General features: G+C 74.7%; 19 protein-coding genes and 1 pseudogene. 14 read left to right on the top strand and 6 right to left on the bottom strand.

What is annotated here, in order from left to right:
* The first annotated feature begins 10 nt into the window (after nucleotides 1-10).
* From ACZ4W5_RS27235 to ACZ4W5_RS27225, 3 genes and pseudogenes are all read left to right on the top strand, one after another.
* Nucleotides 11-472 (top strand): universal stress protein, encoded by a 462-nt coding sequence (locus tag ACZ4W5_RS27235; protein ID WP_360231335.1) that lies wholly within the window; start codon nucleotides 11-13, stop codon nucleotides 470-472.
* 441 nt (nucleotides 473-913) lie between these two features.
* A complete protein-coding gene (locus tag ACZ4W5_RS27230; protein ID WP_360231338.1) occupies nucleotides 914-1,192 on the top strand; it encodes a dsRBD fold-containing protein in 279 nt (92 codons plus the stop codon).
* Between the two features lie 333 nt (nucleotides 1,193-1,525).
* Nucleotides 1,526-1,852 (top strand): annotated as a pseudogene (locus ACZ4W5_RS27225) (transposase); the annotation flags it as partial.
* A 138-nt stretch (nucleotides 1,853-1,990) separates the two neighbouring features.
* Here the strand turns inward: ACZ4W5_RS27225 and ACZ4W5_RS27220 are convergent.
* A complete protein-coding gene (locus ACZ4W5_RS27220) occupies nucleotides 1,991-3,151 on the bottom strand; it encodes an MFS transporter (RefSeq protein WP_465657538.1) in 1,161 nt (386 codons plus the stop codon).
* A 105-nt stretch (nucleotides 3,152-3,256) separates the two neighbouring features.
* On the opposite strand from ACZ4W5_RS27220, the gene ACZ4W5_RS27215 reads away from it, so the two are divergent.
* From ACZ4W5_RS27215 to ACZ4W5_RS27195, 5 genes are all read left to right on the top strand, one after another.
* Complete coding sequence (locus tag ACZ4W5_RS27215; protein ID WP_465657504.1) at nucleotides 3,257-4,012, top strand: AraC family transcriptional regulator; 756 nt, start codon at nucleotides 3,257-3,259, stop codon at nucleotides 4,010-4,012.
* A 71-nt stretch (nucleotides 4,013-4,083) separates the two neighbouring features.
* Nucleotides 4,084-4,827, top strand: coding sequence for an SOS response-associated peptidase (locus ACZ4W5_RS27210; protein WP_402490164.1), 744 nt, complete (start codon nucleotides 4,084-4,086; stop codon nucleotides 4,825-4,827).
* Nucleotides 4,828-4,982: 155 nt separating this feature from the next.
* Nucleotides 4,983-11,180: an FxSxx-COOH system tetratricopeptide repeat protein gene (gene fxsT, locus ACZ4W5_RS27205; RefSeq protein WP_465657502.1), complete on the top strand. Its 6,198-nt coding sequence runs from the start codon at nucleotides 4,983-4,985 to the stop codon at nucleotides 11,178-11,180.
* 6 nt (nucleotides 11,181-11,186) lie between these two features.
* Nucleotides 11,187-12,446, top strand: a complete 1,260-nt coding sequence (locus ACZ4W5_RS27200; RefSeq protein ID WP_465657501.1) for a CHAT domain-containing protein — start codon at nucleotides 11,187-11,189, stop codon at nucleotides 12,444-12,446.
* On the top strand, nucleotides 12,443-13,495 hold the full coding sequence (locus tag ACZ4W5_RS27195; protein WP_465657499.1) for a hypothetical protein: 1,053 nt from the start codon (nucleotides 12,443-12,445) through the stop codon (nucleotides 13,493-13,495). Before ACZ4W5_RS27200 ends, ACZ4W5_RS27195 begins: the two co-directional genes overlap by 4 nt.
* 28 nt (nucleotides 13,496-13,523) lie before the next feature.
* On the opposite strand, the gene ACZ4W5_RS27190 is transcribed toward ACZ4W5_RS27195, so the two are convergent.
* Together ACZ4W5_RS27190 and ACZ4W5_RS27185 are read right to left on the bottom strand one after the other, a co-directional pair.
* Entirely contained in the window at nucleotides 13,524-14,069 is a 546-nt protein-coding gene (locus ACZ4W5_RS27190) for a hypothetical protein (RefSeq protein WP_402490154.1), read from the bottom strand.
* A 225-nt stretch (nucleotides 14,070-14,294) separates the two neighbouring features.
* On the bottom strand, nucleotides 14,295-15,536 hold the full coding sequence (locus ACZ4W5_RS27185) for a styrene monooxygenase/indole monooxygenase family protein (RefSeq protein ID WP_465657497.1): 1,242 nt from the start codon (nucleotides 15,534-15,536) through the stop codon (nucleotides 14,295-14,297).
* 230 nt (nucleotides 15,537-15,766) lie between these two features.
* On the opposite strand from ACZ4W5_RS27185, the gene ACZ4W5_RS27180 reads away from it, so the two are divergent.
* The 3 genes from ACZ4W5_RS27180 to ACZ4W5_RS27170 all read left to right on the top strand — a co-directional run bounded on the left by ACZ4W5_RS27180 (nucleotide 15,767) and on the right by ACZ4W5_RS27170 (nucleotide 19,289).
* Entirely contained in the window at nucleotides 15,767-16,120 is a 354-nt protein-coding gene (locus ACZ4W5_RS27180) for a zinc ribbon domain-containing protein YjdM (protein ID WP_360231362.1), read from the top strand.
* A gap of 187 nt (nucleotides 16,121-16,307) precedes the next feature.
* Nucleotides 16,308-17,372 (top strand): alcohol dehydrogenase catalytic domain-containing protein, encoded by a 1,065-nt coding sequence (locus ACZ4W5_RS27175; RefSeq protein ID WP_465657495.1) that lies wholly within the window; start codon nucleotides 16,308-16,310, stop codon nucleotides 17,370-17,372.
* 183 nt (nucleotides 17,373-17,555) lie between these two features.
* A complete protein-coding gene (locus tag ACZ4W5_RS27170; RefSeq protein ID WP_465657493.1) occupies nucleotides 17,556-19,289 on the top strand; it encodes a penicillin-binding transpeptidase domain-containing protein in 1,734 nt (577 codons plus the stop codon).
* A 185-nt stretch (nucleotides 19,290-19,474) separates the two neighbouring features.
* Here ACZ4W5_RS27170 and ACZ4W5_RS27165 read toward each other — a convergent pair whose 3' ends face one another.
* A complete protein-coding gene (locus ACZ4W5_RS27165; RefSeq protein ID WP_465657537.1) occupies nucleotides 19,475-20,746 on the bottom strand; it encodes an MFS transporter in 1,272 nt (423 codons plus the stop codon).
* 144 nt (nucleotides 20,747-20,890) lie between these two features.
* Between ACZ4W5_RS27165 and ACZ4W5_RS27160 the strand changes: the two genes are divergently transcribed.
* Together ACZ4W5_RS27160 and ACZ4W5_RS27155 are read left to right on the top strand one after the other, a co-directional pair.
* Nucleotides 20,891-22,051 (top strand): hypothetical protein, encoded by a 1,161-nt coding sequence (locus ACZ4W5_RS27160; RefSeq protein ID WP_465657492.1) that lies wholly within the window; start codon nucleotides 20,891-20,893, stop codon nucleotides 22,049-22,051.
* A 32-nt stretch (nucleotides 22,052-22,083) separates the two neighbouring features.
* Complete coding sequence (locus ACZ4W5_RS27155) at nucleotides 22,084-22,608, top strand: GNAT family N-acetyltransferase (protein ID WP_465657490.1); 525 nt, start codon at nucleotides 22,084-22,086, stop codon at nucleotides 22,606-22,608.
* Nucleotides 22,609-22,632: 24 nt separating this feature from the next.
* Here the strand turns inward: ACZ4W5_RS27155 and ACZ4W5_RS27150 are convergent, their stop codons facing one another.
* Nucleotides 22,633-23,127 carry a nitroreductase family deazaflavin-dependent oxidoreductase gene (locus tag ACZ4W5_RS27150; RefSeq protein ID WP_465657488.1) on the bottom strand — a complete coding sequence of 165 codons (495 nt, stop codon included), beginning with the start codon at nucleotides 23,125-23,127 and terminating at the stop codon, nucleotides 22,633-22,635.
* A gap of 148 nt (nucleotides 23,128-23,275) precedes the next feature.
* Here ACZ4W5_RS27150 and ACZ4W5_RS27145 point away from each other — a divergent pair, with 148 nt between their 5' ends.
* The gene (locus ACZ4W5_RS27145; RefSeq protein ID WP_465657486.1) at nucleotides 23,276-23,959 is read left to right on the top strand and encodes a TetR/AcrR family transcriptional regulator; all 684 of its coding nucleotides are present in this window, start codon (nucleotides 23,276-23,278) and stop codon (nucleotides 23,957-23,959) included.
* A gap of 85 nt (nucleotides 23,960-24,044) precedes the next feature.
* On the opposite strand, the gene ACZ4W5_RS27140 is transcribed toward ACZ4W5_RS27145, so the two are convergent.
* The gene (locus tag ACZ4W5_RS27140; protein ID WP_465657484.1) at nucleotides 24,045-25,085 is read right to left on the bottom strand and encodes a helix-turn-helix domain-containing protein; all 1,041 of its coding nucleotides are present in this window, start codon (nucleotides 25,083-25,085) and stop codon (nucleotides 24,045-24,047) included.
* Nucleotides 25,086-25,185 lie beyond the last annotated feature (100 nt).

The following is a 25,185-nucleotide window of genomic DNA, read 5'->3' as shown; positions in this document are numbered from 1 at the left end:
GAGATGTGCGATGAACGAGAAGGACGAACGACCGGCCAGGATCGTCGTGGGAGTGGACGGATCTCCGCCTTCCAGGGCCGCGCTGGCCTGGGCAACCCGCTATGCCGAGGCCACCGGGGCCACCGTGGATGCGGTGATCGCCTGGCAGTATCCCGTCGGATACGGCTGGCCCGCACCTGGTCTCCAGGCGTTCGATTTCGAGGACAACGCCCGTCAGGCTCTGGCCGACGCCGTGAGCGAGACGGGGGCCGGCGCCCCTCGGGTCCAGATCCGACAGCACGTCGTCCAGGGCCACCCCGCCACCGCCCTCCTCGAATCCGCCGACGGCGCGCACCTGCTCGTCGTGGGAAACCGCGGACACGGCGGCTTCACCGGAGCACTACTCGGCTCGGTCAGCCTGCACTGCGTCCACCACGCGCACTGCCCGGTCGTCGTCGTCCGTGGCGAGACCGGATCCCGACCCGAGTCGTGACCGGCCCGGGGAGTCGATGGGGACGCCGAATGCATGTCGGGACACCCCCGTGCCCAGCTCGTCGCTCCTGCATCTTCGTCCGGCCCTCGACCGGCGAGCGGGCCGGGTGAGGCCGGAGAGTCGAAGGGCCGCAGGTCGTCCACCTCGCCGGGCCTCCTCCACCCTCGCGGATCCGGAACGCTGCCCCCAGCGGCTTGGGGCCTCGGTGTGCGGGGCTCCTCCGCCCTCGTCCCGCGGCACGTCCGGCTTTGCCGACGCGCCGGTGACGGCCCCCGACAGGTCCTGGCCGATGGGGTCCACCGGCGGGTCGAACGGCCCTGCCCTCCGGAGCCCGGCGGCGGTCTCCTGGACGCAAGGGCCTGGTTCTCGCACCGCCCCCGCCAGATGAACCCTGTCGAGCCCGGACCGACCATCCCAGCCCGAGAAACCCAGGAGCCGATGATGACCACGACAACCCCGAACTCGATGCGCACCAAACGGTGGTCCCTGCGCCTCGACCTCTTCGAGGAGGGTGACACCACCAAGGTCCACGCCACCCTCGACACGGGCGACAACACCCTGGAGGCCCGCACCGCCGCCCACCGTAACCCCCTCGACCCTCCCGTCCCGGAGATCGGCGACGAGTACGCCGCCGGCCGCGCCCTGATCGACCTCGGCCACCGGCTCCTGCGTGCGGGCCTCGCCGATGCGGCCGCCAACGACCGCTCCGCGGGTGCCTGAGACGACCCGCGCTCTCCGTCACCGCCCTGGCGTACTACTACATCCAGAACCAGTGGCAGCGGATCAAACAGGCCGGGCCGGTTCACATCCCCGATGACATGACGATGTACGGCAATCGCCACTTCTTCGCCTCGAACTGCCTCACCCACAACATCCCGCATCACCGACGTCGCCGATCGGATGGGCCACAAGAGCATCGACGTCACCTTCAAGATCTACCGCCACCTGATGCCCGGCTCCATCGGCCGCGCCGCACAGCTCCTCGAGCTCGGACTCGCTGCCTGACTAGTCGGGGTGGCAGTGGCGTCAAGCGGCCGACATGCGCTGCTGCTCACCCGGCCGAACGCCGTCGCCGCCGACAAGGCGTACTCGTCGAAGGCCAACCGTGCCTACCTGCGCAGACGCGGGATCACCGCGGTGGTCCCGGAGAAGGCGGACCAGGCGGCCAACCGCAGACGCAAGGGCTCCGCGGGCGGCCGGCCGGTCACCTTCGATCCAGACCGCTACAAGCGGCGCAACCACGTCGAACGGTGCTTCCAGAAGATCAAGACATGGCGCGGCCTGGCCACCCGGTACGACAAGAGCCCGGAAAGCTACACGGCAGGCCTGCACCTCCGCGGATCGATCATGTGGCTGAAGTCCCTGACCTCAACCACATGATCCGAACTTCAAACGGCTCCTAGGGCACTGAGCTTCAACCCCGAGCGGCGCAGCGCACGAACACCCGGACGCGACCGCCCGCCCCGCCCGGCCCGGACGGCCCCTGCCCACCCCCCGGGCAGGGGTCGTCCCCTTTCGTCAGACGCCCGGCTCCACCGGCGGCTGCGTCGGCTCCGGCAGGGTGCGGAACAGCGCCCAGCTCAGCAGCGGCATCGCCACCAGCGGCACCAGCGCCGTCCGCAGCGAGGTCGCGTCCGCAAGGCCGCCGATCAGCGGGCCGGCCAGGCCGCCGATGCTCACGGTCAGCCCGAGGGTGATCCCGCTCGCCGTGCCGATCCGCGAGGGCAGGTAGTCCTGCCCCAGCGTGACCTGGAGCGAGAACGGCACGTACAGGCCCGCCGAGGTCAGCGCCACGCAGACGTACAGCGCCGGCCCGGGCACCACCAGCACCCCGGCCACCGCCACCGCCGCGACCAGGTACGACCAGCCCGCCACCGCCACCCGCCCCCACCGTTCCGCCAGCGCCCCGCCCAGCACCGAGCCCACCGCGCCGCCCGCGTACAGCACCACCAGCGCCGCCGTCCCCGCCCCCGAGCCGCCGCCGAGCCGCTGGGTGACGTACAGCGACAGGAAGGTGCTCAGCCCGGTGAAGACGATCGAGCGGCACACCACGGCCAGCGACAGCCGGACGAAGGCGGCCCGGTCGTCCCGGCCCGGCCGGCTGACCGGGCCCGCCCCGGCGGCCCGTTGCCGGGCCAGCGCGCGCAGCACCGGCAGGCACAGCACCGCCCCGGCGAGGGCCGGCAGCAGGAGCAGCGGGGTCAGCCGCAGCCCGCCGAGCCCGACCACGGCGGCGACCAGCAGCGGGGCCCCCGCGAAGCCCAGGTTGCCGCCCAGGGAGAACCAGGCCATCCCCCGGTGCCCGGACCCCCGGGCCACCGCCCTCGCCACCCGCGCGGACTCCGGATGGTAGGCCGCCACGCCGATGCCGGACAGCGCCACCCAGGCGAGCATCGACCCGTACGAGTCGCCCAGCCCGCAGAGCCCGATGCCCGCGCCGCCCACCAGCGTGCTGACCGGCAGCAGCCAGGGCAGCGGCCTCCGGTCGGTCACCGCCCCGAACAGCGGCTGGGCCACCGAGGACAGCAGCGAGGCGGCCAGCACCACGCCCGAGACGGCGGCGTAGCCGTAGCCCCGCTCGGCGACCAGGAAGGGCACCAGGGCCGCCACCGCACCCTGGTAGACGTCCACGCAGGAGTGCCCGAGGGACAGCAGGGTGATCGACGTCCGCCCCGACAGCCCTCGCGTCGGTCCGGCTGCCCGTTTAGTTCGAGTGGTTTGAGTGCTCACCCGGACATGCTGGAACCGGCACCCCCGATCGGACTTCCGATAATCTGCCAGGCAATGTCGCCAATCCGCCACGATCCCGTCGCCCCCACCCGGGCCCAGCTGCTCGCCCCCGGCACCGGGATCGACGCCCACCGCCACGACGACCACCAGATCGCCTACGCCGCCCGGGGCGTGGTCGCCATCACCACCGACGCGGGCTCCTGGGTCGCCCCCGGCACCCGCGCGCTCTGGATCCCGGCCGGCACCGTGCACGCCCACCAGGCGCACGGCGAACTCGAGCTCCACCTGATCGGCCTGCCCGCCACCGAGAACCCGCTCGGCCTGGACCGGCCCACCGTCCTCGCCGTCGGCCCGCTGCTGCGCGAACTGATCGTCGCCCACACCCGCGCCCCTGCGCAGGACAGCCCCGAGCGCTCCCGGCTGCGCGCCGTCCTGCTCGACCAGCTGCGTGCCTCGCCCCAGCAGCCGCTGCACCTGCCGACCCCCGCCACGCCGCTGCTCCGGGCCGTGTGCGCGCTGCTGTACGCCGACCCCGCCGACCGCCGCACCCTCGCCGAACTCGGCCGGGCGGTCGGCGCCAGCGACCGGACGCTGTCCCGGCTGTTCCGCGCCGAGCTCGGCATGACCTTCCCCCAGTGGCGCACCCAGCTGCGGCTGCACCACGCCCTGGTGCTGCTCGCCGAGGGTCGGCCGGTCACCGCCGTCGCCCACCGGTGCGGCTGGTCCTCCGCCAGCGCCTTCATCGACGTCTTCCGCCGCACCTTCGGCCACACCCCGGGCCACGCGCCCGACGACCGCCCGGCGCGCTGACCGGCTCCCTGGCCGCCTCCGTCGCGTGCCGAGCCCCCGGTTCGTCGGTGCCGGGTGGCAGGCTGGGAGGCATGTGCGGCCGCTTCGTCTCCACCACCACGCCCCAGGACCTCGTCTCGCTGCTCGGAGAGCTCCGGTGGGACCCGGCCGAAACCCTCGCGCCGAGCTGGAACGTCGCCCCCACCGACGCCGTCCCGGCCGTCCTGGAACGCGTGGACCGCGAAACCGGCGAACTGCTGCGCCAGCTCCGCCCGCTGCGCTGGGGCCTCGTGCCGTCCTGGTCCAAGGACCCGTCCGGCGGCGCCCGGATGATCAACGCCCGCTCGGAGACCGTCGACAGCAAGCCCGCCTTCCGCAAGGCCTTCCGGGCCCGCCGCTGCGTCATCCCCGCCGACGGCTACTACGAGTGGCGCGAGGTGCCCGCCACCGCCGACCGCAAGAAGTACAAGCAGCCGTACTTCCTCAGCACCGGCGCCACCATGCTGATGGCCGGCCTGTACGAGTTCTGGCGCGACCCCGCCCGCCCCGAGGACGACCCGCTCGCCTGGCTCGCCACCACCACGGTCATCACCACCGACGCCACCGACTCCGCCGGGCGGGTGCACGACCGGATGCCGCTCACCGTCGCCCCCGACGACGTCCCCAGCTGGCTCTCCCCCGCCCACACCGACCCCGCCGAACTCCACCACCTGCTGCGCCGGCCCGCCGACGGCGCCCTGCGGGTACGCGCCGTCCCACCCGTCGTCAACAGCGTCCGCAACAACGGCCCCGAGCTGCTCGCCGCCGCCCCGGACCCGCTGGGTCTCGCCGACTGACGACGGCCCGGCCACCGCCCGACCACCGCCCGCTCCCACCCGGGCCCCGCCCAAACCCCGGGAGGCCGCCGATCCGCTGACAGCGCGTCCGACCTGCACTACGGTAGGCGGGCAGAGCAGGACACGGGGGCGGGGGCGAGGGCGGCGCGGTGTTGATGTCCATCACGGCACACGGGCGTCCCGAGAACGGCATGCCCGGCCCGGAGCCCGACGAGCAGCGCCGCCGCCCCGGCTCGCCGTTCGCCGGCGGCCGTGACCCGCACGTCGCCGTCCTCCCGCCCGAGGCCGCCCGGGCCGCGCTGACCGTCCGGGCCACCACCCCGACCCCCAACCTCCCGCCCCGGGCCGCCGGCCGACTCATCGGCCGGGAGGGCGAGTTGCGCGCCGTCGGCGAAGCCCTCGGACACGCGGACGGCGGCGGGCTGGTCACCCAGGCCACCACCCTGCACGGGCTCGGCGGCGTCGGGAAGACCAGCCTGGCCCTGCACTACGCCTACGCCCGGGCCGGGGACTACCGGCTGATCTGGTGGATCACCGCCGAGTCCGAGGGCCAGCTCGCCGAGGCCTTCGCCGGGCTCGCCGTCCACCTCCACCCCTCCTGGGCGCTCACCGCCCCACCCGGCCAGCAGGTCGAGTGGGCCATCGCCTGGCTGCGCGCCCACGACCGCTGGCTGCTCGTCTACGACAACGCCGAGGACCCGGCCCACCTGACCCCCTACGTCGGCCGACTCCTCGGCTGCGGCCACCAGTTGGTCACCAGCCGGCGCGCGAGCGGCTGGCACCCCGGGATCCGGCCGGTGCGCGTCGACGTCCTCGACGCCCCCGAGGCCGCCCGGCTGCTGTGCGCCACGGCGTACACCGGCGACACCCTGGACGCCGCGGAGCAGGCCGAGGCCCGGGCGCTGGCCGACGAACTCGGCCACCTGCCGATCGCCCTCGCCCAGGCCGGCGCCTACGTCCAGCAGACCGGCACCACCTTCGCCGCCTACCGCGAACTGCTGCGCGCCACCGGCCCGGTGGGTCCGGGCGCCGAGTCCACCGTGGCCCGGCTCTGGCGGACCACGCTGCGGACCGTCCAGCACACCGCGCCGTTCGCCGTCGAGCTGCTGCGCACCCTGGCCTGGTACGCCCCCGAGGCGCTGCCGCGCGAGGTGCTCACCCCGTACGGCTCCCGCCGGCCCGAGGAGGTCGACCGGGCGCTGCGGCTGCTCGCCGACTACCACCTGATCACCCTCGGCGAGACGGTCGCCGTCCACCGGCTGCTCCAGGCCGTACTGCGCAAGGCCGACGGCGATCGCACCTTCCGGCAGCGGGCCGAACACCACCTGGCGGCGGCCGCCACCCGGCTCTGGCCCTCGGGCGGCCCCGGCCTGCGGCGCGCCCTGCTGCCGCACGTCCGGGACCTGGCCGACAGCGGCCCGTCCGACCGGCCGACGGCCGGCACCGTCGCGCTGTACGAGCTGGCGGCGGCCGAACTCACCGACCGGGCTCAGCGGGTGTACGCCGTACGGCTGGTCGAGGCGGTGGCGGACGCCCAGCGCCGGCTGCTCGGCGAGGACCACCCGGACACCCTCACCACGCTCGGACGGCTCGGCCGGCTCCAGGCCAAGACCGGAGACCCGGCCCGGGCCCTCGAACTCTGCCTGGACGTGGTCGCCCGGCGCACCCGCCTCCAGGGCGCGGACCACCCGGACACCCTCACCGACCGGCACACCCTCGCCCAGGCCCACCGCAAGGCCGGTCAGCACGAGCTCGCCGTCGCCGAGTACCGCGCCGTCGTCGCCGACCGGGCCCGGGTGCTGGGGCCGGACCACCCCGACACCATGCACAGCCGGGCGAGCCTGGCGTACGCCCTCCAGGTGGCCGGGCAGCACCGGGAGTCGGTGGCCGAGTACGAGCAGCTGGTGGCGGACGCGGAACGGGTGCTCGGCACCGACCACCCGGACGCGGTGACCCGGCGCAGCGGCCTGGCCTTCGCCCAACTCGCCGCCGGCCACTACAGTTCGGCGATCGCCCGGTACGAGCAGGTGGTCGCCGACCGGACCCGGCTGCTCGGCCCCGACCACCCCGACACCCTGAACGGCCGCCGCTGGCTCGCGGCCGCCCACGCCGACACCGGCGACCACCTGGCGGCGCTCGCCGCCTACCGGGCCCTCGTCGCGGACTGCACCCGGGTGCAGGGCCCCGACCACCCGCAGACCCTCTACGCCCGCAAGCGCCTGGCCTCCGTCCTCCGCAAGTCCGGCCGGCCCGCCCTCGCCGTGGCCCGGTTCGAGGAGGTCGTGCCCCACTACACCCGGGTGCTGGGCCCCGACCACCCGCACACCCTGAACGCGCGCAGCGGACTGGCCCGCGCCCACCGGGAGGCCGGCACGCCCGAGCTCGCGGTCGAGCAGCACCGCGCCCTGGTCCGCGACCGCACCCGCATCCAGGGCGAGGGGCACCCCGACACCCTGGAGGAGCGCAGCTTCCTGGGCTTCGCCCTGCGCGTCGCCGGACGGCCCGCCGAGGAGGTCGAGGAGCTGGAGCGGCTGGTCGCCGACCGGGCCCGGTTCCAGGGCCCCGACCACCCCGACACCCTGGACGAACGCTCCGGCCTCGCCCGGGCCCTGCACGCCGCCGGCCGCCCGCGCGACGCACTCGCCGTGCGGCGCCGGCTCCTCGCCGACCGGCGACGGGTCCATGGCGACGACCACTTCGAGACCTTCGACGCCCGGCTGCGGCTGGCCCGCTCCCTCGACGAGGCCGGACAGCACCGGAAGGCGGCCGAGGTGTGCGACCGCCTGGTCGCCGACCGTCAACGAGCTGTCGGCCCCGACCACCCGGACGTGCTCACCACCCGCTGGTGGCAGGCCTCGATCCGCTCCAACGCCTGCGACTACCGCAAGGCGCTGACCCTGTTCCGGCTGCTGCTGGCCGACCGTGTCCGTATCCAGGGCCCCGACCACCCCGCCGTGCTGAACACCCGCTTCTGGCTGGCCACCACCCACCGCAACCTCGGCCGGCACCGCGAGGCCCTGGCCCAGTACGAGGCGCTGCTCGCCGACCGTGTCCGTATCCAGGGCCCCGACCACTCCGACGTCCTGAACACCCGCTTCTGGCTCGGCCACAGCCACCAGTCCCTGGGCGACCACCGCCGCGCCCTGGAGCTCTACGAGGCCCTGGTGGCCGACCACGTGCGGATCCACGGGCCGGACCACCCGGACAGCATCGACGCCCGGGTCAGCTGCTTCGCGCTCCATCTGAACACCAGGAACCACCGCCGGGCGGTCGAGCTGGCCGAATCCCTGGTGCGGGACCGGACCAGGCTCCAGGGCGCCGACCACCCAGAGACTCTGACCGCCCGCCACTGGCTGGCGACCGCGCACCAGAACGCGGGCGCCCACCACCGGGCGGACCAGCTGTTCGCCGCCCTGGTCGAGCACCGCGCTCGCGTCCAGGGCCCCGACCACCCCGACACGCTGCTGGCCCGCTACGCCCACGCGTCCGCCCGCCAAAGCGCCAACGACCCGCAACGCGCGGTTCCGCTGTTCGAGGCGCTGGTCGCCGTCTGCGACCGGGTCCTCGGCCACGAGCACCCGGACACCCTCAACATCCGCATCGAGCATGCCCTCAGCTGCCACGAGGCCGGCGAGCACGAGCGGGCGGCCGAGCTGTTCGAGGCGCTCGCCGCCGACCTCGTCCGGGTCCTCGGCCCGGACCACCCCACCACCGTCCGGTGCCGGCGCAAGCGCGCCTCGGCCTGGCAGGGATCCGACGAACACCCCAGAGCCATCGCCGAGTTCACCTCGCTGGTGGCCGACCTCACCCGGGTCCACGGACCGGAACACCCGCACACGCTGGAGATGCGCGGGGAGCTCGCCCGCTCGTACTCCCGGGCCGGCGACCACCGCCGCGCCGCGGAGTCGTTCGCGGCCCTGGTCGCCGACCGCACCCGGATCCTGGGCCCGGACTACCGGGACACCCTCGACGCCCGGTGGTGGCAGGCCCTCGCCCAGAGCGATGCCGGCCACCACCGCAGGGCGGGCGAACTGTTCACCGCCCTGGTCGCCGACCGCACTCGGGTGCTCGGCGCCGACCACCCGGACACCCTGAACACCCGCTGGTGGGAGGCGGCCTCGTGCCGCTCGAACGGTGACCTCGACCGGGCCCGGCAGCTGTGCGAGCACCTGCTCGCCGACCGCCTGCGGCTCGACGGCCCGGACCACCCGGAGACCCTCGAGACCCGGTACCTCCTCGCCTGGGCCCACCGGACCGCCGGCGACCACCTGCTCAGCATCCGGCTCAGCGAGGCCCTGCTGCTCGACCGGATCCGGATCCACGGCCCCGACCACCCGGCCGTCCTGACCGCCCGGAGCGTCCTCGCCGCCGACCTCGCGTACGCCGGACTGCGCCGACAGGCCGTCACCGACCGGGAGCAGCTGGCCACCGACCACGACCGCGTCCTCGGCCCTGACCACGCCGACACCTTCGCCGTCCGCTCCCTGCTCGCCCAGGAGCTCGCCAAGACCGGCGAACCGGACCGGGCGACCGCGCTCCTCACCGACCTGGTCACCGCCCGGTGCCGGACCCAGGGGCCGGACCACCCGGACACCCTGGAGGAGCGGCACGAGCTCGCCCACACCCACCGCCTCGCCGGACGCCACCGGCAGGAGATCGCCGAGGTCCGGGCGCTCCTCGCCGACCACGAACGCGTCGACGGCCCGGACCACCCCGCCACCCTGACCGCCCGCCACCACCTGGGCCACGCCCTCCGCCACGGCTGGCAGCACGACCGCGCCGACGCGCTCTACCGGGCCCTGCTCGCCGACCGCAGCCGGATCCTGGGAGCCGACCACCCCGAGGTGCTCGACGTCCGGGACAGCCTCGCGCGCAACCTCGCCGCGGCCGGCCGCCACGCCGAGGCCACCGCCGCCTACCGCGACGCGATGACCCACGCCCTCGCCGTGTACCGGCCCGGGCACTCCTTCGTCCGCGAGCTCCGCCGCGACCTCGCCAGGACCCTGCTGCTGGCCGGTGAGACCACCGCGGCCGTCGCCGAACTGGCCCCGCTGGCGCAGGAGTGGAGCCGGCTCACCGGTCCGGGCCTGCCCGAGCTGGTGCACGCCGGCTGCGTCCTCGCCTTCGCCCGGCACCTGGACGGGCAACCCGAACCCGCGCTCCGGCTGGCCGGCGACCTGGTCGCCACCGCGACCGCCGCCCTCGGCGACCAGGACGACGCCACCGTCCCGGCCCGCCTGACCGAGGCACTCCTGCTCGCCGACGGACCCCGCCCGCTGCGGGCCGTCGTCCGGCTGGAGGAGCTCGCGGAGGCCTGTGCCGAGACCCGGGGACCGCGCAGCCCGCTCACCCTGGAGGTCCGCCAGGGCCTGGCCCACGCCCGGCTGCGCGCCGGGGACGCCGACGGGGCGATCCGGGTGTACGAGCGGATCATCGCCGACCGGCTCACCGTCGGGGACGCCTCGCCGACCACCGCGCTGCTGGCCGGTCACCGGGAGGCCGAGGACGTCGCCGTCAGCGTCGGCGCCCTGCGCACCGGGCCGGTCCCCGTCGCTCCCAGCCTCGCCGTCGGACTGGCCCGGGCGCTCGCCGCGGACGGGCGCCACGACACCGCCCGGGCGTTGCTGGCGGCGGTCCGCGTCGGGCGCGAGGCCCTGATGGGCCCCGGGCACCCGCTGACGGCCGAGGCCCGTACCGCGCTGACCCGGCTCGACCGCGCGGAGCCCGCGCCCCAGCCCCCGCCCGTCTTCGGCGCACCCTTCCCCGTCCAGGCCGCACCGCACCCCCAGGCCGGGCCAGCCCACCCCCAGGCCGGGCCGGCCCACCCCCAGGCCGGGCCGGCCCACCCCCAGGCCGGGCCGGCCCACGCCCAGGCCGCGCGGGGCCACGCCGGGCTCGGCCGGGGTGCGCCGGAGCTGCTCCCCCGCCGTACCCGCGGCTCGGTGCACCGCGCCGTCGAACCACCGGCACCCCGGCCCGCCTGGCGGCCCCGCCTCACCCTGGTCGAGGACCCCGCCGTAGGCGTCACCACCCACGTGGAGTTCCACCTCGAACCCGCGGACGGCTCCGTACCCGCCGTCCTCCCCGAGCTGCGCCTGGTCGCCGCCGTGTCCCCCGAGGCCCTGCTCGACCCGCCCGTCGCCGACCACGTCCCCGCCGGTGCGCCCGCCCGGTTCGCGCTCACCCCGGCCGTGGCCGGCCCGCACACCGTCCGGATCACCGTCTTCGACCGGGGTCACGGCGCCGTCCTCCAGGACCTCTCTGCCGTCCTGGACGTCCCCGACGTCCCCGACATCCCCACCAACGTCCCCACCGACGTCCCCGCAGAAGCCGAAGACCAGGAGCAGGAGTAGATCGACGTGCCCCGGGACCTCCAAGTCGCCGTCCGCCAGAACCCCTCGGCCGACTACACCCGGCTGCCCCGGCAGCTCGGCCCCACCGACGGCGTCCCGCCCAAGGGCCCGGCCCCGCTGGACCTGATCGTCTCGCTCCGCCGCCACGGCGACGAGCTCCACGTCAGCGCCTTCCGACCGGGCGAGCGCACCCCCGGGAACCGCAGCCACCGGGCCCGGCTCACCGTCTCCGCGCCCGAACTCCTCGCCAAGGCCGCCCGGTTACGCTCCATCTGGCGCGACCGGCTGATCGGCTACGACCCCGACCCGTACCACCCCTACCCCTTCGCCACCACCGTCGACTTCACCCCGCTCGCCGAGGTCGCCGAGCGCAAGGTCGCCGAACTCGCCGAGGAAGGGCGGTACTTCCTGGAGACGATGTTCGAGGGGGGCGACCGCAGCCTGGTCCTGTTCCGCGACTACCTGAACCGCACCCTCACCGAGCACGGCTCGCTGCGGATCAGCTTCGACTCGGACCTCCACCTCCCCTGGCCGATGCTCGCCGTCGAGGGCCACCAGCCGGACGACTGGGCCGACTTCCTCGGCCACCGCCACCAGGTCGAGCAGACCGGCGCCGCCTACCCGCCGATCCAGTCGCCCTCCTCCCCCCGCGCCAAGCCCGTCACCAGCCTCAACACCGACGACCAGCTCACCGGCATCGGCCGGGCGCCCGAGGTCCGCAAACTGCTGGAGGACCGCTCCCAGCTGACCGTGCGCACCGAGTCGGACCGGCTGCTGGAGGCGCTGTCCGCGGCCGTGCTGGACGAGGACGTCATGTACTTCTGGTGCCACGGCCAGTTCGTCGCCAACGACTCACCGTACGAGCAGCTCGCCGTGCGGCTCTCCGACGACCGGCACATCGACGCCGAGCTGGTGCGCCGCCACCGCCGCCGCCACCTCGACCGGCCGGATGCCGTGTTCCGGCCGTTCGTGCTGCTGAACGCCTGCCACACCGGGCAGTCGGCAGCCGCCGAACTCGACCACCTGGGGCGGGCGTTGGTCGACCTGGGCGCAGACGGCGTGCTTGGGCCGCAGCTCCAGATCCCGCAGGAGTTCGCCGCCGAGTACGCCTTCGCCTTCCTCGACCACTACCTGACCGGCGAGTTCACGGCCGGCGAGATCACCCAGCAGCTGGTGCGGTGGTTCGCCCGCGAGTACTGCAACCCGCTGGCGCTCGCCTACTCCCTGCACTGCGGCATCGACAGCATCCTGGAGCTCAACCCGTGACCGCACGCGTGCACCCGGCCTCGACAGCCACCGTACGGCCCGCGACCGTCGACCTGGACGAGCACGGCCGGCTGCTCGTCCCCGGTACGAGCACTCCCGTCCCCGAGGCCAGGGTCGCCGACCACCTGGCCCGGCACCTGCGGATCCCCGAGTGGGCGACCGACCTGTACGTGTACGTGCACGGCTGGCAGACCAGCCCGGCCGCCGCCGACCGCTCGGCCGCCGCCCTGGTCGAGCGGGCGGTCGCCCTGCACCGCGCCGCACCCGCCGGCTACCCGGGGCTGGCCGCCGGGTTCCGCCCCTGGTGCGTGGTGGTGCGCTGGCCGTCCTCCAGCCTGCCGTCCCTGCACGGCTACCGGCGGATCCGCGAGCGGGCGCACGCGATGAGCGCCCGGGGCCAGGCCGGGCGCATCCTCGGCCACCTGCTCGGCTACCTCGACACCGGCCGGGGCCGACCGGACGCCCCGCGGGTGCTGGCCAACCGGCACGGCCAGTACCTCCACCTGCTTGGGCACTCCTTCGGCGGCCGCTTCCTCTGCGAGGCCGTCCAGTACGCGGCCGACCGCCCGGCCGGGCCCCCGGTGCTCAGCTGGACCGCCCGGCCCGGCGACCCGAGCCGCCCGTTCACCGTCGACAGCGCCCTGGTCTTCCAGATGGCCGCGCCCCGGGACGCCTTCACCCGGCTCTTCCCCCGGCTGTTCCTCGGCCCCGGCCGGGCCGGCGCCCCGCTGCGCGGCCCGCTGGTGCTGACCCACTCGCGCTGGGACCGCGCCACCGGCTTCTGGCACCTGCGCGCCGAGGGCCACCCCGGCATCGGCCACTCCGGCACCGGCGCCGCCCCCGTCCCACAGTTCACCACCCGGCTGCGGCCGACCGACTCCCCGTACCCGCACGCCGACCTCGACCACCCGATCGTCAACGTCGACGCCGGCCACCGCTACCGCGGCAGCCTCGCCGCCCGTCACCTCCACCCCTCCGGCGCCCACTCCGACTTCCACCACCCGGAGTCCGCCCACCTGCTGCTCAGCCTGGCCTCGCACTCCCGCTGAGCCGCGGTCCAACGCTGGTCAGCGCTGGTCAGCGCTGGCGGACGGCGGTGAACCCGCAGACCGGTGTGCAGAGCGTGACGATGCCGCTGTAGCGGTAGTTGGTGCGCCCCCGCGAGATGGTGTGCACCGTCAGCTTCTCGCGCAGGGTCAGCTGGTGGCAGCGCGGGCAGGCCGCGTCGACCTGCTTGCCCCAGGGGCGGTTGGGGTTGAGCTTGCTGATCGCCACCCCCATCAGGACCACGGACAGGCCGGTGCCGATGAAGCCGACCGCCTGCCAGACGCCCTTCCCGGACTCGCGGCGGTCGATCATCTCGTCGTAGCTGAACGTGCCCCCGCCGCCGCGGTTGGAGATGATCTGGCAGGTGTTCTGCCTGGTCATGGTCTGGCCGTCGCAGTCCGGGGCGCTGGTCGGATCGGGCTTGCCGACGACCAGCGCCAGGAAGAGACCGAGACCGGCCAGCAGGACCAGCACCACCAGCGCCGTGGCCCGGCTGCGACCGGTCTGCAGGCGCGTGCGCTCCTTCACGGCCGTCTCTATCACCGCGTGCGCCATGTTGCTGCCGTCGACCGCCACCACGTGTCTCCTGTTGTTCGCGTTCTGTGCTCCGTTGTTCCCCGGCGGACCGAGGCCGACACGAACCCACCATCATCAGGTCGTTCCCGTGCGGTACTTGGTGAGAGCTTGACCCTGTCGTGACCCCTTCGAGGCCGATGCCCGACGAATGCCCCCGGCGGCTGCCCGACGGATTCCCGCGACGGATGCCCGACGGATTCCCGTACCGGATGCCCCCGGCGGTGCTCAGCCCCGCGCCTCCAGGGACGCCAGGTAGGCTGCGGCCTTCTCCGGGTCGAGCAGCCACTCCTCGACGTCCTCCGGGTGGTCGAAGCAGTTGGCGAACCGGTCGGCCACGGCCGGGAACCGACCGGCGGCGCCGAACAGTTCGATCGCGTGCGGGGGTGCCGGGCGGAGCATCGCGTTCGACCAGTCGGTGACGGCCCGGCCGGTCTCCGCCCAGAAGCGGTCGAAGGCGGCCTGCTGGAAGTCCCGGTCGAAGGGCTTGTCGCCGTGCGCGAGGATCGCCTCCAGGTACGCGGCTGCGCACTTGGCGGCGGCGTTGGCGCCCTGCCCGGTGATCGGGTCGTTGGTGACGACCACGTCGGCGACACCCAGCACGGCGCCGCCGCCCGGCAGTTCGCCGACCGGACGGCGGACCACCGGGGCGAAGCGGCCGGCCAGGGTGCCGCCGGCGTCGGTGAGTTCGACGCCGGCGCGGGCGCGATCGTACTCCCAAGGAGTGAAGGTCTTCATCAACTCCAGCGTCACCCGCAGGTGTTCGCCCGGGTCGCGGAGCCCGTCGAAGGCGTCCGCCGGACCGCCCGGCTGGGCCTCCCAGAGCAGGATGTCGCAGGGCCCGGCGGCCGTCAGGGCCGGTACGACGAAGAACTCGCCGACGCCGGGCACCAGGTTGCAGCGCACCGCCGGGAACTCCTCGTCGGGGCGCGGCGCCAGCCCGTGCACATAGCTCGCGGCGAGCGCGCGCTGTGGACGCCGGAACGGGGAGCGCTCCTCGTCGCGCTCGAACAGCGAGGCCAGTCCGCCCTTTCCGGAGGCGACCAGCACCAGGTCGTAGGAGCCGGCGAGGTGTTCGACGTCGGCGGCGCTCACCTGCCGCACCTCCAGCCGGCCGCCGCGCTCGGCGTAGAGCTCCAGCCAGGTGGACATCTTCAACCGCTGGTCGACGGACTGGGCGTGGGCGGCGAGCCGTCCGGTCCAGTCGATCACCCTGGCCGCGCCCGGGCCGCTGACCGACAGTCCGATGCCCTCGATCCGGGGCGCCGCACCGGCCCACAGGTCCAGGCCGAGGGCGCGTTCGTGGCGCAGCGCGGAGTCGAACATGCACTGGCTGGACAGCACCTGACCGTCCCGCACCTCCTGGGCGTCACGGTTGGTCAGCAGCGTGACGTCGTAGCCGTGGGACTGCAACCCGAGGGCCAGTTGGAGGCCGGCCTGTCCGGCGCCGACGATCAGAATCCTGCGCATCGCCCCTGCTCTCCTGGTGGTCCGTCCGGTCCCGACCGCCCGCGGGCCCGGCTGCCAGGGTCTGGATATCAGTCCGGAGCGTCCGCGTCCACGGCGCGAACGGAGCGGGCACGCGCCGGGAACGGAGCAGGCACGCGCCGGGATGTTGATTTGAAAAATTCTTCAAGTTCATACAGGCTGGCGTGCCGCCGACCCCGTGCCGACCGGACAGAACAGGACAGCCCGCACCCATGAGCGACACCCTCCCGCCGTGCCCCTCGTGCTCCAGCGAGTACACCTATGAGATGAACGCCCTGCTGGTCTGCCCGGAGTGCGGCCACGAGTGGGCACCCGGCGACTCCGACGCCGAGGCCGGCGCGGGCGAGCGGGTGGTCCGGGACTCGGTCGGCAACGTGCTGAGCGACGGCGACACCGTCACCGTCGTCAAGGCCCTCAAGGTCAAGGGCAGCGCCTCGGGCATCAAGGCGGGTACCAAGGTCCGCAACATCCGCCTGGTCGACGGTGTCGACGGCCACGACATCGACTGCCGGATCGAGGGCTTCGGCGCGATGCAGCTCAAGTCCAGCGTGGTGAAGAAGGCCTGAGGCCGGCGGGGCCCGGTTCCGGGGCGTCGACGAAGCACCGACAGCACGGGCCGCAGTACGGGACCGGCAGTACGGGACCGGGAGCACGGGACCGGCCGCGCGTGGCCGACCCCCGGCGGACGCAGCAAGCTGGTGTGGTCAGCGTTCGCGGGCCCGCCCCGCGCCGACCTCCGTGAGAAGGATCGCCATGGCTGCCACCACCCCCACCCCCACCTCCACCCCCGCTTCCGCCGACGGCGTCGTGCGCGCCGTCCACGTCGCCGCCCCGGGCGGGACGCCCGAGCTGGTCGAGGTCCCGCTGCGCACCCCCGGCCCCGGATCCGTCCGGATCACCGTCGAGGCGTGCGGCGTCTGCCACTCCGACCTGCTGATCGCCGGTGGCATGCTGCCCGGCACCACCTTCCCGGTCACCCCCGGTCACGAGATCGCGGGCCGGATCGACACCCTCGGTGACGGCGTCGAGGACTGGCGGGTCGGCGACCGGGTCGCGGTGGGCTGGTTCGGCGGCAGCTGCGGGCGCTGCGAGGCCTGCCGCGACGGCGACGCCATCCTCTGCCCCCACCTGAAAGTCCCCGGCGCCGCCTACCCGGGCGGCTACGCCGACTCCGTCATCGTGCCCGCCGACGCGCTCGCGGCCGTGCCCGACGGCCTGACCGCCGCCGAGGCCGCGCCGCTGGCCTGCGCCGGGGTGACCGTCTTCAACGCCCTGCGCCGCTCCGCCGCCCGCCCGGGCGACACCGTGGCGGTACTCGGCCTCGGCGGCCTCGGCCACCTGGGCGTCCAGTTCGCCCACGCCATGGGCCTGCGCACGGTCGCCATCGCGCGCGGCGCGGAGAAAGAACCGCTGGCGTACCAGCTCGGCGCGGACCACTACGTGGACAGCACCGCCGGGAACGTCGCCGAGGCCCTCCAGTCGCTCGGCGGGGCCAAGGTCGTACTGGCCACCGTCACCGACGCCGACGCCATGTCCGCCACCGTCGACGGCCTGGGCCGCCGCGGCGAACTCGTCGTCGTCGGCGTCTCCCCCGACCCGCTCGCCATCAGCCCGCTGCAGCTGATCGCCGCGGACCGCAAGGTCTACGCCCACTCCTCCGGTTCCGCCCTCGACACCCAGGACACCCTGCGCTTCGCCGAGCGCACCGGCGTCCGGGCCTGGATCGAGGAGCTCCCGCTGGCGGAGACCGCCGCCGCCGTGGCGAAGATGAGCAGTGGGAAGGCCCGGTTCCGCATGGTCGTCACCACCGGCCGCTGACCGGCCGGCTCCCCGCGCCATCCCCAGGTCAAGCGTTGGCAAACACCCTGCCGTCGAACGAGCGATCGACGACGCTTAGGCTGGTCCGCGCCCGAACGACCGGACAGGCGGCCGCACGGCCGGATCCGCCGGCACCGGGACGGGCCCGCGAGCACAGGAAGCGCCCAGGGGGGACACAGAACCATGCACCACGAGCACGAAGCGTACGAACCGTACGAGGGCCACGACCACGACGACCACCTCGTCTCCGCCGACGGCCACCAGGAGGCCCCGGGCCGCTCGCGCTCACGCCGGATCTGGCTGGTGGCGGTCGGCGGGGTGTTCACCGCGCTGCTGATCGTCGGCGGGTACGGCGCCTACAACGTGATGAGCGCCGTGACCGGCGGCTCCACCCGCACCGGGGACGAGGCCGCCCCGACGGCCGCCAAGGAGCCTCAGGCTCCGCCCACCGCCGAACAGGCCGACGCCGTGGCCAAGGACTTCCTGGCAGCCTGGGGCCGCGGCGACCTCACGGTCGCGGCCGGGCTCACCGACCGCCCGGAGGCCGCCCGGATGGCGCTCGCCTCGTTCCACGACAACGTGTCCGCCCGCGCCCTCACCCTGACCGGGACGGGCCCCGCGCCCGTCGGCACGCCGCGCGAGCCCGCCGTCGGCTACCGGGTGCGGGCGGAGTTCGACGGCACCACGCAGGCCTGGGAGTACGAGAGCACCCTCGGCGTGATGCGGGCCTCCGACGGGCGGCTGCTGGTGCGCTGGGCGCCGACCGTGGTCCACCCCAAGCTGGCCGCCGGCCGGACCATCGCCGTGAAGGCCCTGCCCGACCCGGTGTCCAAGCCCACCGACCGCAAGGGGCGGCCGCTGGACGCGTTCCCGTCGCTGCAGTCCGTGCTGCCCCAGATCGCCCCGCCCGACGGCGCCAAGGTCGTCACCGGGCAGGCCGTGGTGCTCTCCGGCGGCGGACAGCAGACGGAGCAGCTGTTCGTGCTGACCCCGCCGAGCGCCCCGCAGGTCAAGCTCACCCTGGACGCCGACCTCCAGCAGGTCGCCGAGGAGGCGGTGAAGCAGCAGTCCGCGAACGGCAAGCCCGCCTCGCTGGTGGCCGTCCAGCCGAGCACCGGCAACATCCTGGCGATGGCCTACGCCCCGCTGGGCGGTTTCAACCGCGCGGTCGGCGGCGGGCAGGCGCCCGGTTCGACGATGAAGGTGATCACCGCGGCCGCGCTGCTGGAGGCCGGGGTCACCCCGGACACCGCCGCGCCCTGCAAGGAGACCACCAACTCCCCCAGGAGCTGGCACAACGACGAGCCCGGCAGCCACCTCGACTACACCCTCAGCGACGACTTCATCCAGTCCTGCAACACCGGCTTCATCGACAAGGGCCTGGAGAAGCTCCAGCTCGGCACGCTCAGCTCGGTCGCCCGCGACCAGTTCGGCCTCGGGCTGCAGTGGCGGATCGGCATCCCGAGCCGCGACGCCACCATCCCCGTGCCGGGGAACAAGGACGAGGCGGCGGCCGCGTACATCGGCCAGGGGCAGATCCAGGTGAACTCGCTGCTGATGGCCTCGGTCGCGGCCACCGTGCAGAGCGGAACGTTCCGTCAGCCGGTGCTCCGCGAGGACGCCAAGCGTGTGACGGCCCCCGGGAAGCTGCCCGGCGACGTCGCCCAGGGGCTGCGCTCGATGATGGCCCGGACGGCGACCCAGGGCACCGCGCGCGCCCCGATGTCCGGGCTCGGCGGCCAGATCGGGGCCAAGACCGGCACCGTCGAGGCGGGTTCGGGCCAGGCCACCAACAGCTGGTTCATCGCCTACCGCAACGACCTCGCGGTCGCGGCCGAGGTCGAGGGCGGCGGCCACGGCAACAGCGCCGCCGGCGTCGCGGCCGCCCAGGTGCTCAAGGCGGGCGGCAAGGGCTGACGGGGGCCGCGCTCGGAGCCGGTCGGCCTGGTCCGGGGCGCGGGCGGGGGGTGCGTTCGCCGATCTCGGCGGTGCGCCCAGCACGGTCCGGTGGCCTCCCCGACCACGGTGCCTCCCCGACCGCGGTGGCCTCCCCGACCACGGTGGCCGGCTCCCCCGCAGCACGGCTGCATCTGCACGCGACGCTAACGGTCGGCCTCCACCGACGCGGACCCGCCCTGCCGCTGGGCCGGCACGGGCGCCACGGGGCGGCTCCGCTCGGCCCAGGCGGCCACCGGCGGTCCGGCCGCGCCCACGGCGGCGAAGAACACCCCGAGGAGCAACCAGCCCGGCTGTCCGAGCGCCAGGACCGCACCGGCCAGGACCGCCGGGGCGAGCGCCTGCCCCGCGTCGAAGCCGATCCCGAACAGGCCCTGGTACTGCCCCTGGGCGTGGTCGGGCGCCAGGCCGAAGGCCAGCGCGTAGCCGCCCGAGGACTCCCACACCTCGCCCACGCTGTGGACGCCCACCGCGAGGACGGCGAGCACCGGCGCGACCCACACCGGGACGTCTGCGGTCAGCGCCATCAGCGGACAGCTGACCAGGAACAGCAGCCCGGCGAGCCGGAAGGCGCGGCCGCCCTGCCGCGGGGTCTCCACCGTGGATCCGATCCTGCTCTGGAGCAGTGCGCAGACAGCGCTGTTGACGGCGTACACCGCCGCCACCGTCCAGCGCGGTGCGTCGGTGTGGGCACTCAGCCAGAGGGGCAGCAGCACCGAGACGGTCTGGTACTGGAGGCCCATGGCGCTGTAGAGCGCGACGAAGGACACGTACGGCCGGTCCGCCAGGACGGACCACCGGCGGTGCTCCGCCGGCCGGGGCAGCGGCCGGTAGTCCGGGACACCCAGGAAGGCGATCAGCCCGGCGGCGGCGAAACTGGCGGCGTTGGCGAGGATCAGCACGGTGTAGGCGGCACGGGTGTCGATCTGGATGGCGACGGCCGCGCCCAGGGTACCCACGACCACGCCGAGGTTGACGAAGGTGCGCAGCCTGGCCCGGAACGCGGCCGGACGGTCACCGCCCGCCCGCGCGACGATCGCCCCGCCCGCCGCGCCGCTCGCCGTGGCGGCCAGCCGGTCCAGCGTGGCGACGAGCGTGAACGCCGCCCAGCCGTCGATCAGCACGAAGGACGCCATGGTCACGGCCTGCAGGGCCAGGCCCACCAGCCAGACGGTGCGCGGCCCGTGCCGGTCGGCCAGGTTGCCCGCCGGTATGCCCGCGGCCAGCCCGCACAGGCCCGCGATCGTCAGTCCCGCGCCGACCTGGGCGGCGGGCAGGTGCACCACGAGCGTGAAGTACAGGATCGACGCGGTGTTGAACAGGCCGTTGCCCACCCTGCTGATGAAACTGGCCGTGATCAGGGCCCGTTGCGGCCTTGAGGTCGCACCGTCGCCCGTCCGTTTTCCGGATCTCCGCATGATCATGCCGATCAGGCTAACAGCGGCTCTCCTCGGGCCGATCGGCGCGTCGAACGGGCGTCGCCGGAAAAGCACTTGCCCGAACGAACCGCCCGGTGCCACCATCTGAGCCATGATCACGAGAATCGAGCCCGCCACCCGCTGGTGAGCGCCACGCACGGGCGCCCGTCGCCCGACCACCGCCCCGGACTGTACGACCACGCGCTCCGACTCCACCGGCTGACGCCGGACGACCCTCTCCCGCGCGACGGGGAGCCGTTCCCGGACGCGGAGTTGCACGAGGGTCCCGGCCCTGAACGCCCCCTCGGGCGGGGCACCCAAGGCGTCGGCGTCGTTCGCGTCCTGGACGCGCACTTCGCCCGGCCCTCCGCGCCGCCCGAGGCCTTGGCCCCGGCCTTCCACCACGTCCACGTCCCGATCCATCCCGATGACGGCATCACCGCCGCGGCCCTGCGCCACGACCCGGACCAGGTACGGGCGGCAGGCCGGTGGCTGGTGCGCCACGGCGACGACCAGTGCGCCGTCACCGTCGGCCTCGCGCTGCTCGCGGCCACGGGCACGGCCGAGGACATCCCCCTGGTCCGCACGATCGGGCTGCTGTCCAACCACTTCGGCCCGCTCGCGGCCCACGCGCTGGAACGCCTCGACCCGGGCGCGCAGTCCCTGCTCTGGCTCGCCGACCGGACGGCGAGCTGGGGCCGGGTCTACGTGGTCGAGGCGCTCTGCCGCCTCGACCACCCCGATGCCCGTCCCTGGTTGCTGCGCAGGGCGATCGACGGCGACTTCCTGAACGGCTACTTCGCGGGCACCGTCGCCACGACCGCCCGCCTCCACGAGCAGGTCGAGCACTTCGCCGCCGATCACGAACTGCTGGACCACAGCGGCCGGTTGCTCGCCATGCTGGCGTACGCCTCGGGCATGGGCACGACCCTGCGCCACTACCCCCACTCCGCCACCGTGCTCAGGGCCCACCTCCGTGCCGTGTCCGCCCTGCCCCCGACCGTCGGCCGCCTCACCACCCTCGCCGCCCTCACCCGGCAGCTCGCCACCGCCCCGGCCGAGGACTCCGGGTGCACCGAGGCCCAACGCGCTTCCCTCCTCGCCGACCACCTCGCCCTCCTCGACCGCGAGGACTGGTACCGCGCCACCTGCGCACTGCTGGAGGAGGGCAACGACTGGGTGCACTGGTTCGCCGGGGCGAACGCGACGGAGGTGCCGCTCCGGGCCTTCGCCGGCTGGGTGCCCGACGACGAGCATCCGCGGCCACCGGGCCGACGCCGACGGAGGTTGCGGCGCGAACCGTGACGGTGGCCAGACCGGTCGGGCATCATGACGCGATGCCCGAACTGATCACCCCGACCGTACGGCTGCGGACCTCGTTCCTGGCAGCGGTGGCCGAGTTCCACGCCGAACCCGGCCAGGCCGTCCCGTGGTTCGTCAGGGACGTGGACCCGGCCGCGCTCACCGACCCCGAGGCCTTCGCCGCGTACGTCGCGCGCGTTGTCGCCGAGCGGACCGAGGCGGGTATGCGCGCGGACGCGGGGGTACCGATGACCACCCTGTGGTGGGCCGAGGGCGACCAACTGCTCGGCCGACTGGCGATCCGCCACCGCCTCACCCCGAATCTGGAACGCATCGGCGGCCACATCGGCTACGACGTCCGCCCCGGCGCCCGCCGCCGGGGCCACGCGACCGCGATGCTCGCCGCGGCCCTGCCGGTGGCCGCCGAACTCGGCGTCACCGGCGCGCTGTTGACCTGCGACAAGACCAACACGGCCTCCCGCCGCGTGATCGAGGCCAACGGCGGCCGCCTGATCGCCACCGAGGGGAGCAAGCTCCGCTACCTCGTACCGACCACCTGACGCACGCGCGCGCGACGGCCCCGCTCAGCCGATCGCGACGCGGAAGACCGGGAAGCCGGGGGCGATCCGGAGCAGGTCGGCGGTCGAGGAGTCGGCGTCGATGCCCTCGAAGAAGTAGCCGACCTCCCACTTCCAGCGGCGCAGGTAGGCGCGGAGCACCTCGGGCTTGTCGGCGTCGGGGAGTTCGGTGGCGCGGAAGGTCTCGGTGCGGCGGCCGACCCGCAGTTCGCCGGTGCCGGCGGCCCGGAGGTTGCGCACCCACTGGGTGTGACCGCGCGGCGCGACCAGGTACTGCACGCCGTCGTGGGTGAGCAGGTTGACGGGGGTGGTGCGCCATTCGCCGCTCTTGCGGCCGCGGACGGCGAGGACCCGGGAGCCCCAGAGGCTGATGCCCGCCTTGGTGAGGGCGGCGACGGCGGAGTTGAGGAGCTTGCCGGTGGCGATGCCGAGGCGGGTGGTGGGCGCCACCAGGCGGGTGGCGGGGTCGGGCGACTGGGCGGAGTGGCTGGGCTGGGACATCGGATTCCTCGCTTCCATTCCATGACTACCGCTTCGATTCGAGAGCACTGCTCTCGGCGACGACTCCAGCATGGCACCGGCCACCCCGCAAAGCAAGAGCACTGCTCTCGAATGCGTGCACCGATCCGATCTGTGGCAGACTGCCCCCATGCCAGCGATCCGCACCGCCCGCGAACGGGCCCGCGAGGAACTCACCCGCGAGATCAAGCAGGAAGCCCGCCGACAGCTCGCCTCGGCGGGCGCCCAGCAGCTGTCCCTGCGCGCCGTCGCCCGCGAGCTGGGCATGGCCTCCTCGGCGCTCTACCGCTACTTCGCCAGCCGCGACGAGCTGCTCACCGCGCTGATCATCGACGCCTACACCGAGCTCGGCGAGGCCGCCGAGCACGCCGTCACGGCCGAGCCCGATGCGTCCGCACGCGAGCGCTGGCGGGCCGGCTGGCAGGCGACCCGCGACTGGGCCCGGGCCAACCCGCACGAGTTCGCGCTGATCTACGGCACCCCCGTCCCCGGCTACGCCGCCCCCGAGACCACCGTCGAGGCGGCCGCCCGCCTCCCCCTCGCCCTGCTCGGCGTGGTCCGCGCCGCCCCCCTGCGCCCCACCCCCGCCGGCCCCACCCTCCCGGGCGCCCTGCCCGAGCAGCTGGCCAACCTCGCCGCCTTCGCGGCCCCCGAGCTCCCCGCACCCACCCTGGCCCGCGCCGTCTCCGCCTGGATCCAGCTCATCGGCCTGATCGGGTTCGAACTCCACGGCCACCTGGTCGGCTCGCTCGACCCGGCCACCGACTTCTTCGCCTGGACCGCCGAGGAGACGGCCGACTCGCTCGGCCTCTGACCGAGGCCCGTCCAGCGACGGCTCACCCGGCGACAGCCACCCAGCGACGGCACCGCCTTGACGAACCGCCCGCACCGCTCCCGCATCAATCCGACAGCCGCCAGGCGGCGAGGGCGAGCCTCGCCCGGGTCACCCCCTGGGGCTCGGCGAGGTCGAAGCCCAGCACCCTGGCGAGCTGTTCCAGCCTCCGGGCCACACTGCTGTGGTGCAGGTGGAGCAGTTCGGCGGCCCGGCGCAGCGAGCCGGTGGCACAGTAGGCGTCCAGCGTCGCCAGGTCCTCCGGCCCGTCGGCGATCCGGCCGACCGCGGCCACATCGCCGTTCGCCCGCACGGCCTCCGGCGGCACCTCGGCCAGCAGCGCCAGCGCGCCCAACTCGGCGTACCGGACGACGGGTTCGCGCGCGGTGGTGAAGCGCAGCGCGGTACGGGCCTCGCGCCAGGACCGCTCCGGGCTCCCCGCCCCGCCGACGCCGACCCGGAACCCGGCGGGGAGCCCCGTCAGGTCCGGCAGCGGCTCCCGGGCGGCCGCCAGTACGGCGCCCACGTCCGCCAGCGGCGCCGCCTTCACCGGAACGCCCGGGAAGCACAGCGCGGCGGCCCGGTCGAGCGGGAGCGGTGAGCGCACCGCGGCCACCACCAACGCCCCGGGGGCGAAGCCCAGCAGCCGCAAGGCCCGGGCCCGGGCCGCCTCGTCGCCGTCCGGGCTGATCGCCAGCTCCACCAGGGCGGGATCGGCCATGGTGGTCCGGGCCGGGCCGTAGCGTTCGACGGCGGCCGCGACGGCGATGGCCAGTCGGTCGAGCACCACCTCGTCCAACGGGCCCGCCGGGCCCGGGCGTTCCAGCCACACCGTGCCGATCTCCTCGTCGTCGAGGGTGACCGGCGCCTCGCTGGAGGCCGGTGCGGGCGCGGCGGCCGGCTCGGTCCCGTGCGGCGAGACCCTGGTCACCCGCCCGGTGCCGTGCAACCGGATCCCGGTCACGCATTCGGCGAGCCCCGCCGAGGCCCGCGCCAGGGCCGGCAGGTCCACCCGACGGCGCATCAGCGTGTCGTAGAACGTGACGATCCGGAGCGCGCCGTCGACGTACGGATCGAACCCCGACAGCCGTACGGCCAGTGCTTCCATCCCAGCAGGATAGGGGGGCCGGCCCGGGGGGGGGGGGGGGGGGGTGGGGGGGGTGGGGGGGGGGGGGGGGGGGAGGGGGGGGGGGGGGGGGGGGGGGGGG

This window comes from Kitasatospora sp. NPDC029367 (genome assembly GCF_055569135.1).
Note: the sequence above shows the minus strand (reverse complement) of the source record. Positions and strands in the feature narration are given on the sequence as shown.

Excerpts from the sequence above, each read along its gene's own strand:
- ACZ4W5_RS27155 (WP_465657490.1), top strand. The coding sequence starts at position 22,084 with ATGCCCGAACTGATCACCCCGACCGTACGGCTGCGGACCTCGTTCCTG.
- ACZ4W5_RS27170 (WP_465657493.1), top strand. The coding sequence starts at position 17,556 with ATGCACCACGAGCACGAAGCGTACGAACCGTACGAGGGCCACGACCAC.
- ACZ4W5_RS27175 (WP_465657495.1), top strand. The coding sequence starts at position 16,308 with ATGGCTGCCACCACCCCCACCCCCACCTCCACCCCCGCTTCCGCCGAC.
- ACZ4W5_RS27215 (WP_465657504.1), top strand. The coding sequence starts at position 3,257 with ATGTCGCCAATCCGCCACGATCCCGTCGCCCCCACCCGGGCCCAGCTG.
- fxsT (WP_465657502.1), top strand. The coding sequence starts at position 4,983 with ATGTCCATCACGGCACACGGGCGTCCCGAGAACGGCATGCCCGGCCCG.
- ACZ4W5_RS27185 (WP_465657497.1), bottom strand. The coding sequence starts at position 15,536 with ATGCGCAGGATTCTGATCGTCGGCGCCGGACAGGCCGGCCTCCAACTG.
- ACZ4W5_RS27150 (WP_465657488.1), bottom strand. The coding sequence starts at position 23,127 with ATGTCCCAGCCCAGCCACTCCGCCCAGTCGCCCGACCCCGCCACCCGC.
- ACZ4W5_RS27210 (WP_402490164.1), top strand. The coding sequence starts at position 4,084 with ATGTGCGGCCGCTTCGTCTCCACCACCACGCCCCAGGACCTCGTCTCG.
- ACZ4W5_RS27140 (WP_465657484.1), bottom strand. The coding sequence starts at position 25,085 with ATGGAAGCACTGGCCGTACGGCTGTCGGGGTTCGATCCGTACGTCGAC.
- ACZ4W5_RS27180 (WP_360231362.1), top strand. The coding sequence starts at position 15,767 with ATGAGCGACACCCTCCCGCCGTGCCCCTCGTGCTCCAGCGAGTACACC.
- ACZ4W5_RS27235 (WP_360231335.1), top strand. The coding sequence starts at position 11 with ATGAACGAGAAGGACGAACGACCGGCCAGGATCGTCGTGGGAGTGGAC.
- ACZ4W5_RS27165 (WP_465657537.1), bottom strand. The coding sequence starts at position 20,746 with ATGCGGAGATCCGGAAAACGGACGGGCGACGGTGCGACCTCAAGGCCG.
- ACZ4W5_RS27145 (WP_465657486.1), top strand. The coding sequence starts at position 23,276 with ATGCCAGCGATCCGCACCGCCCGCGAACGGGCCCGCGAGGAACTCACC.
- ACZ4W5_RS27230 (WP_360231338.1), top strand. The coding sequence starts at position 914 with ATGACCACGACAACCCCGAACTCGATGCGCACCAAACGGTGGTCCCTG.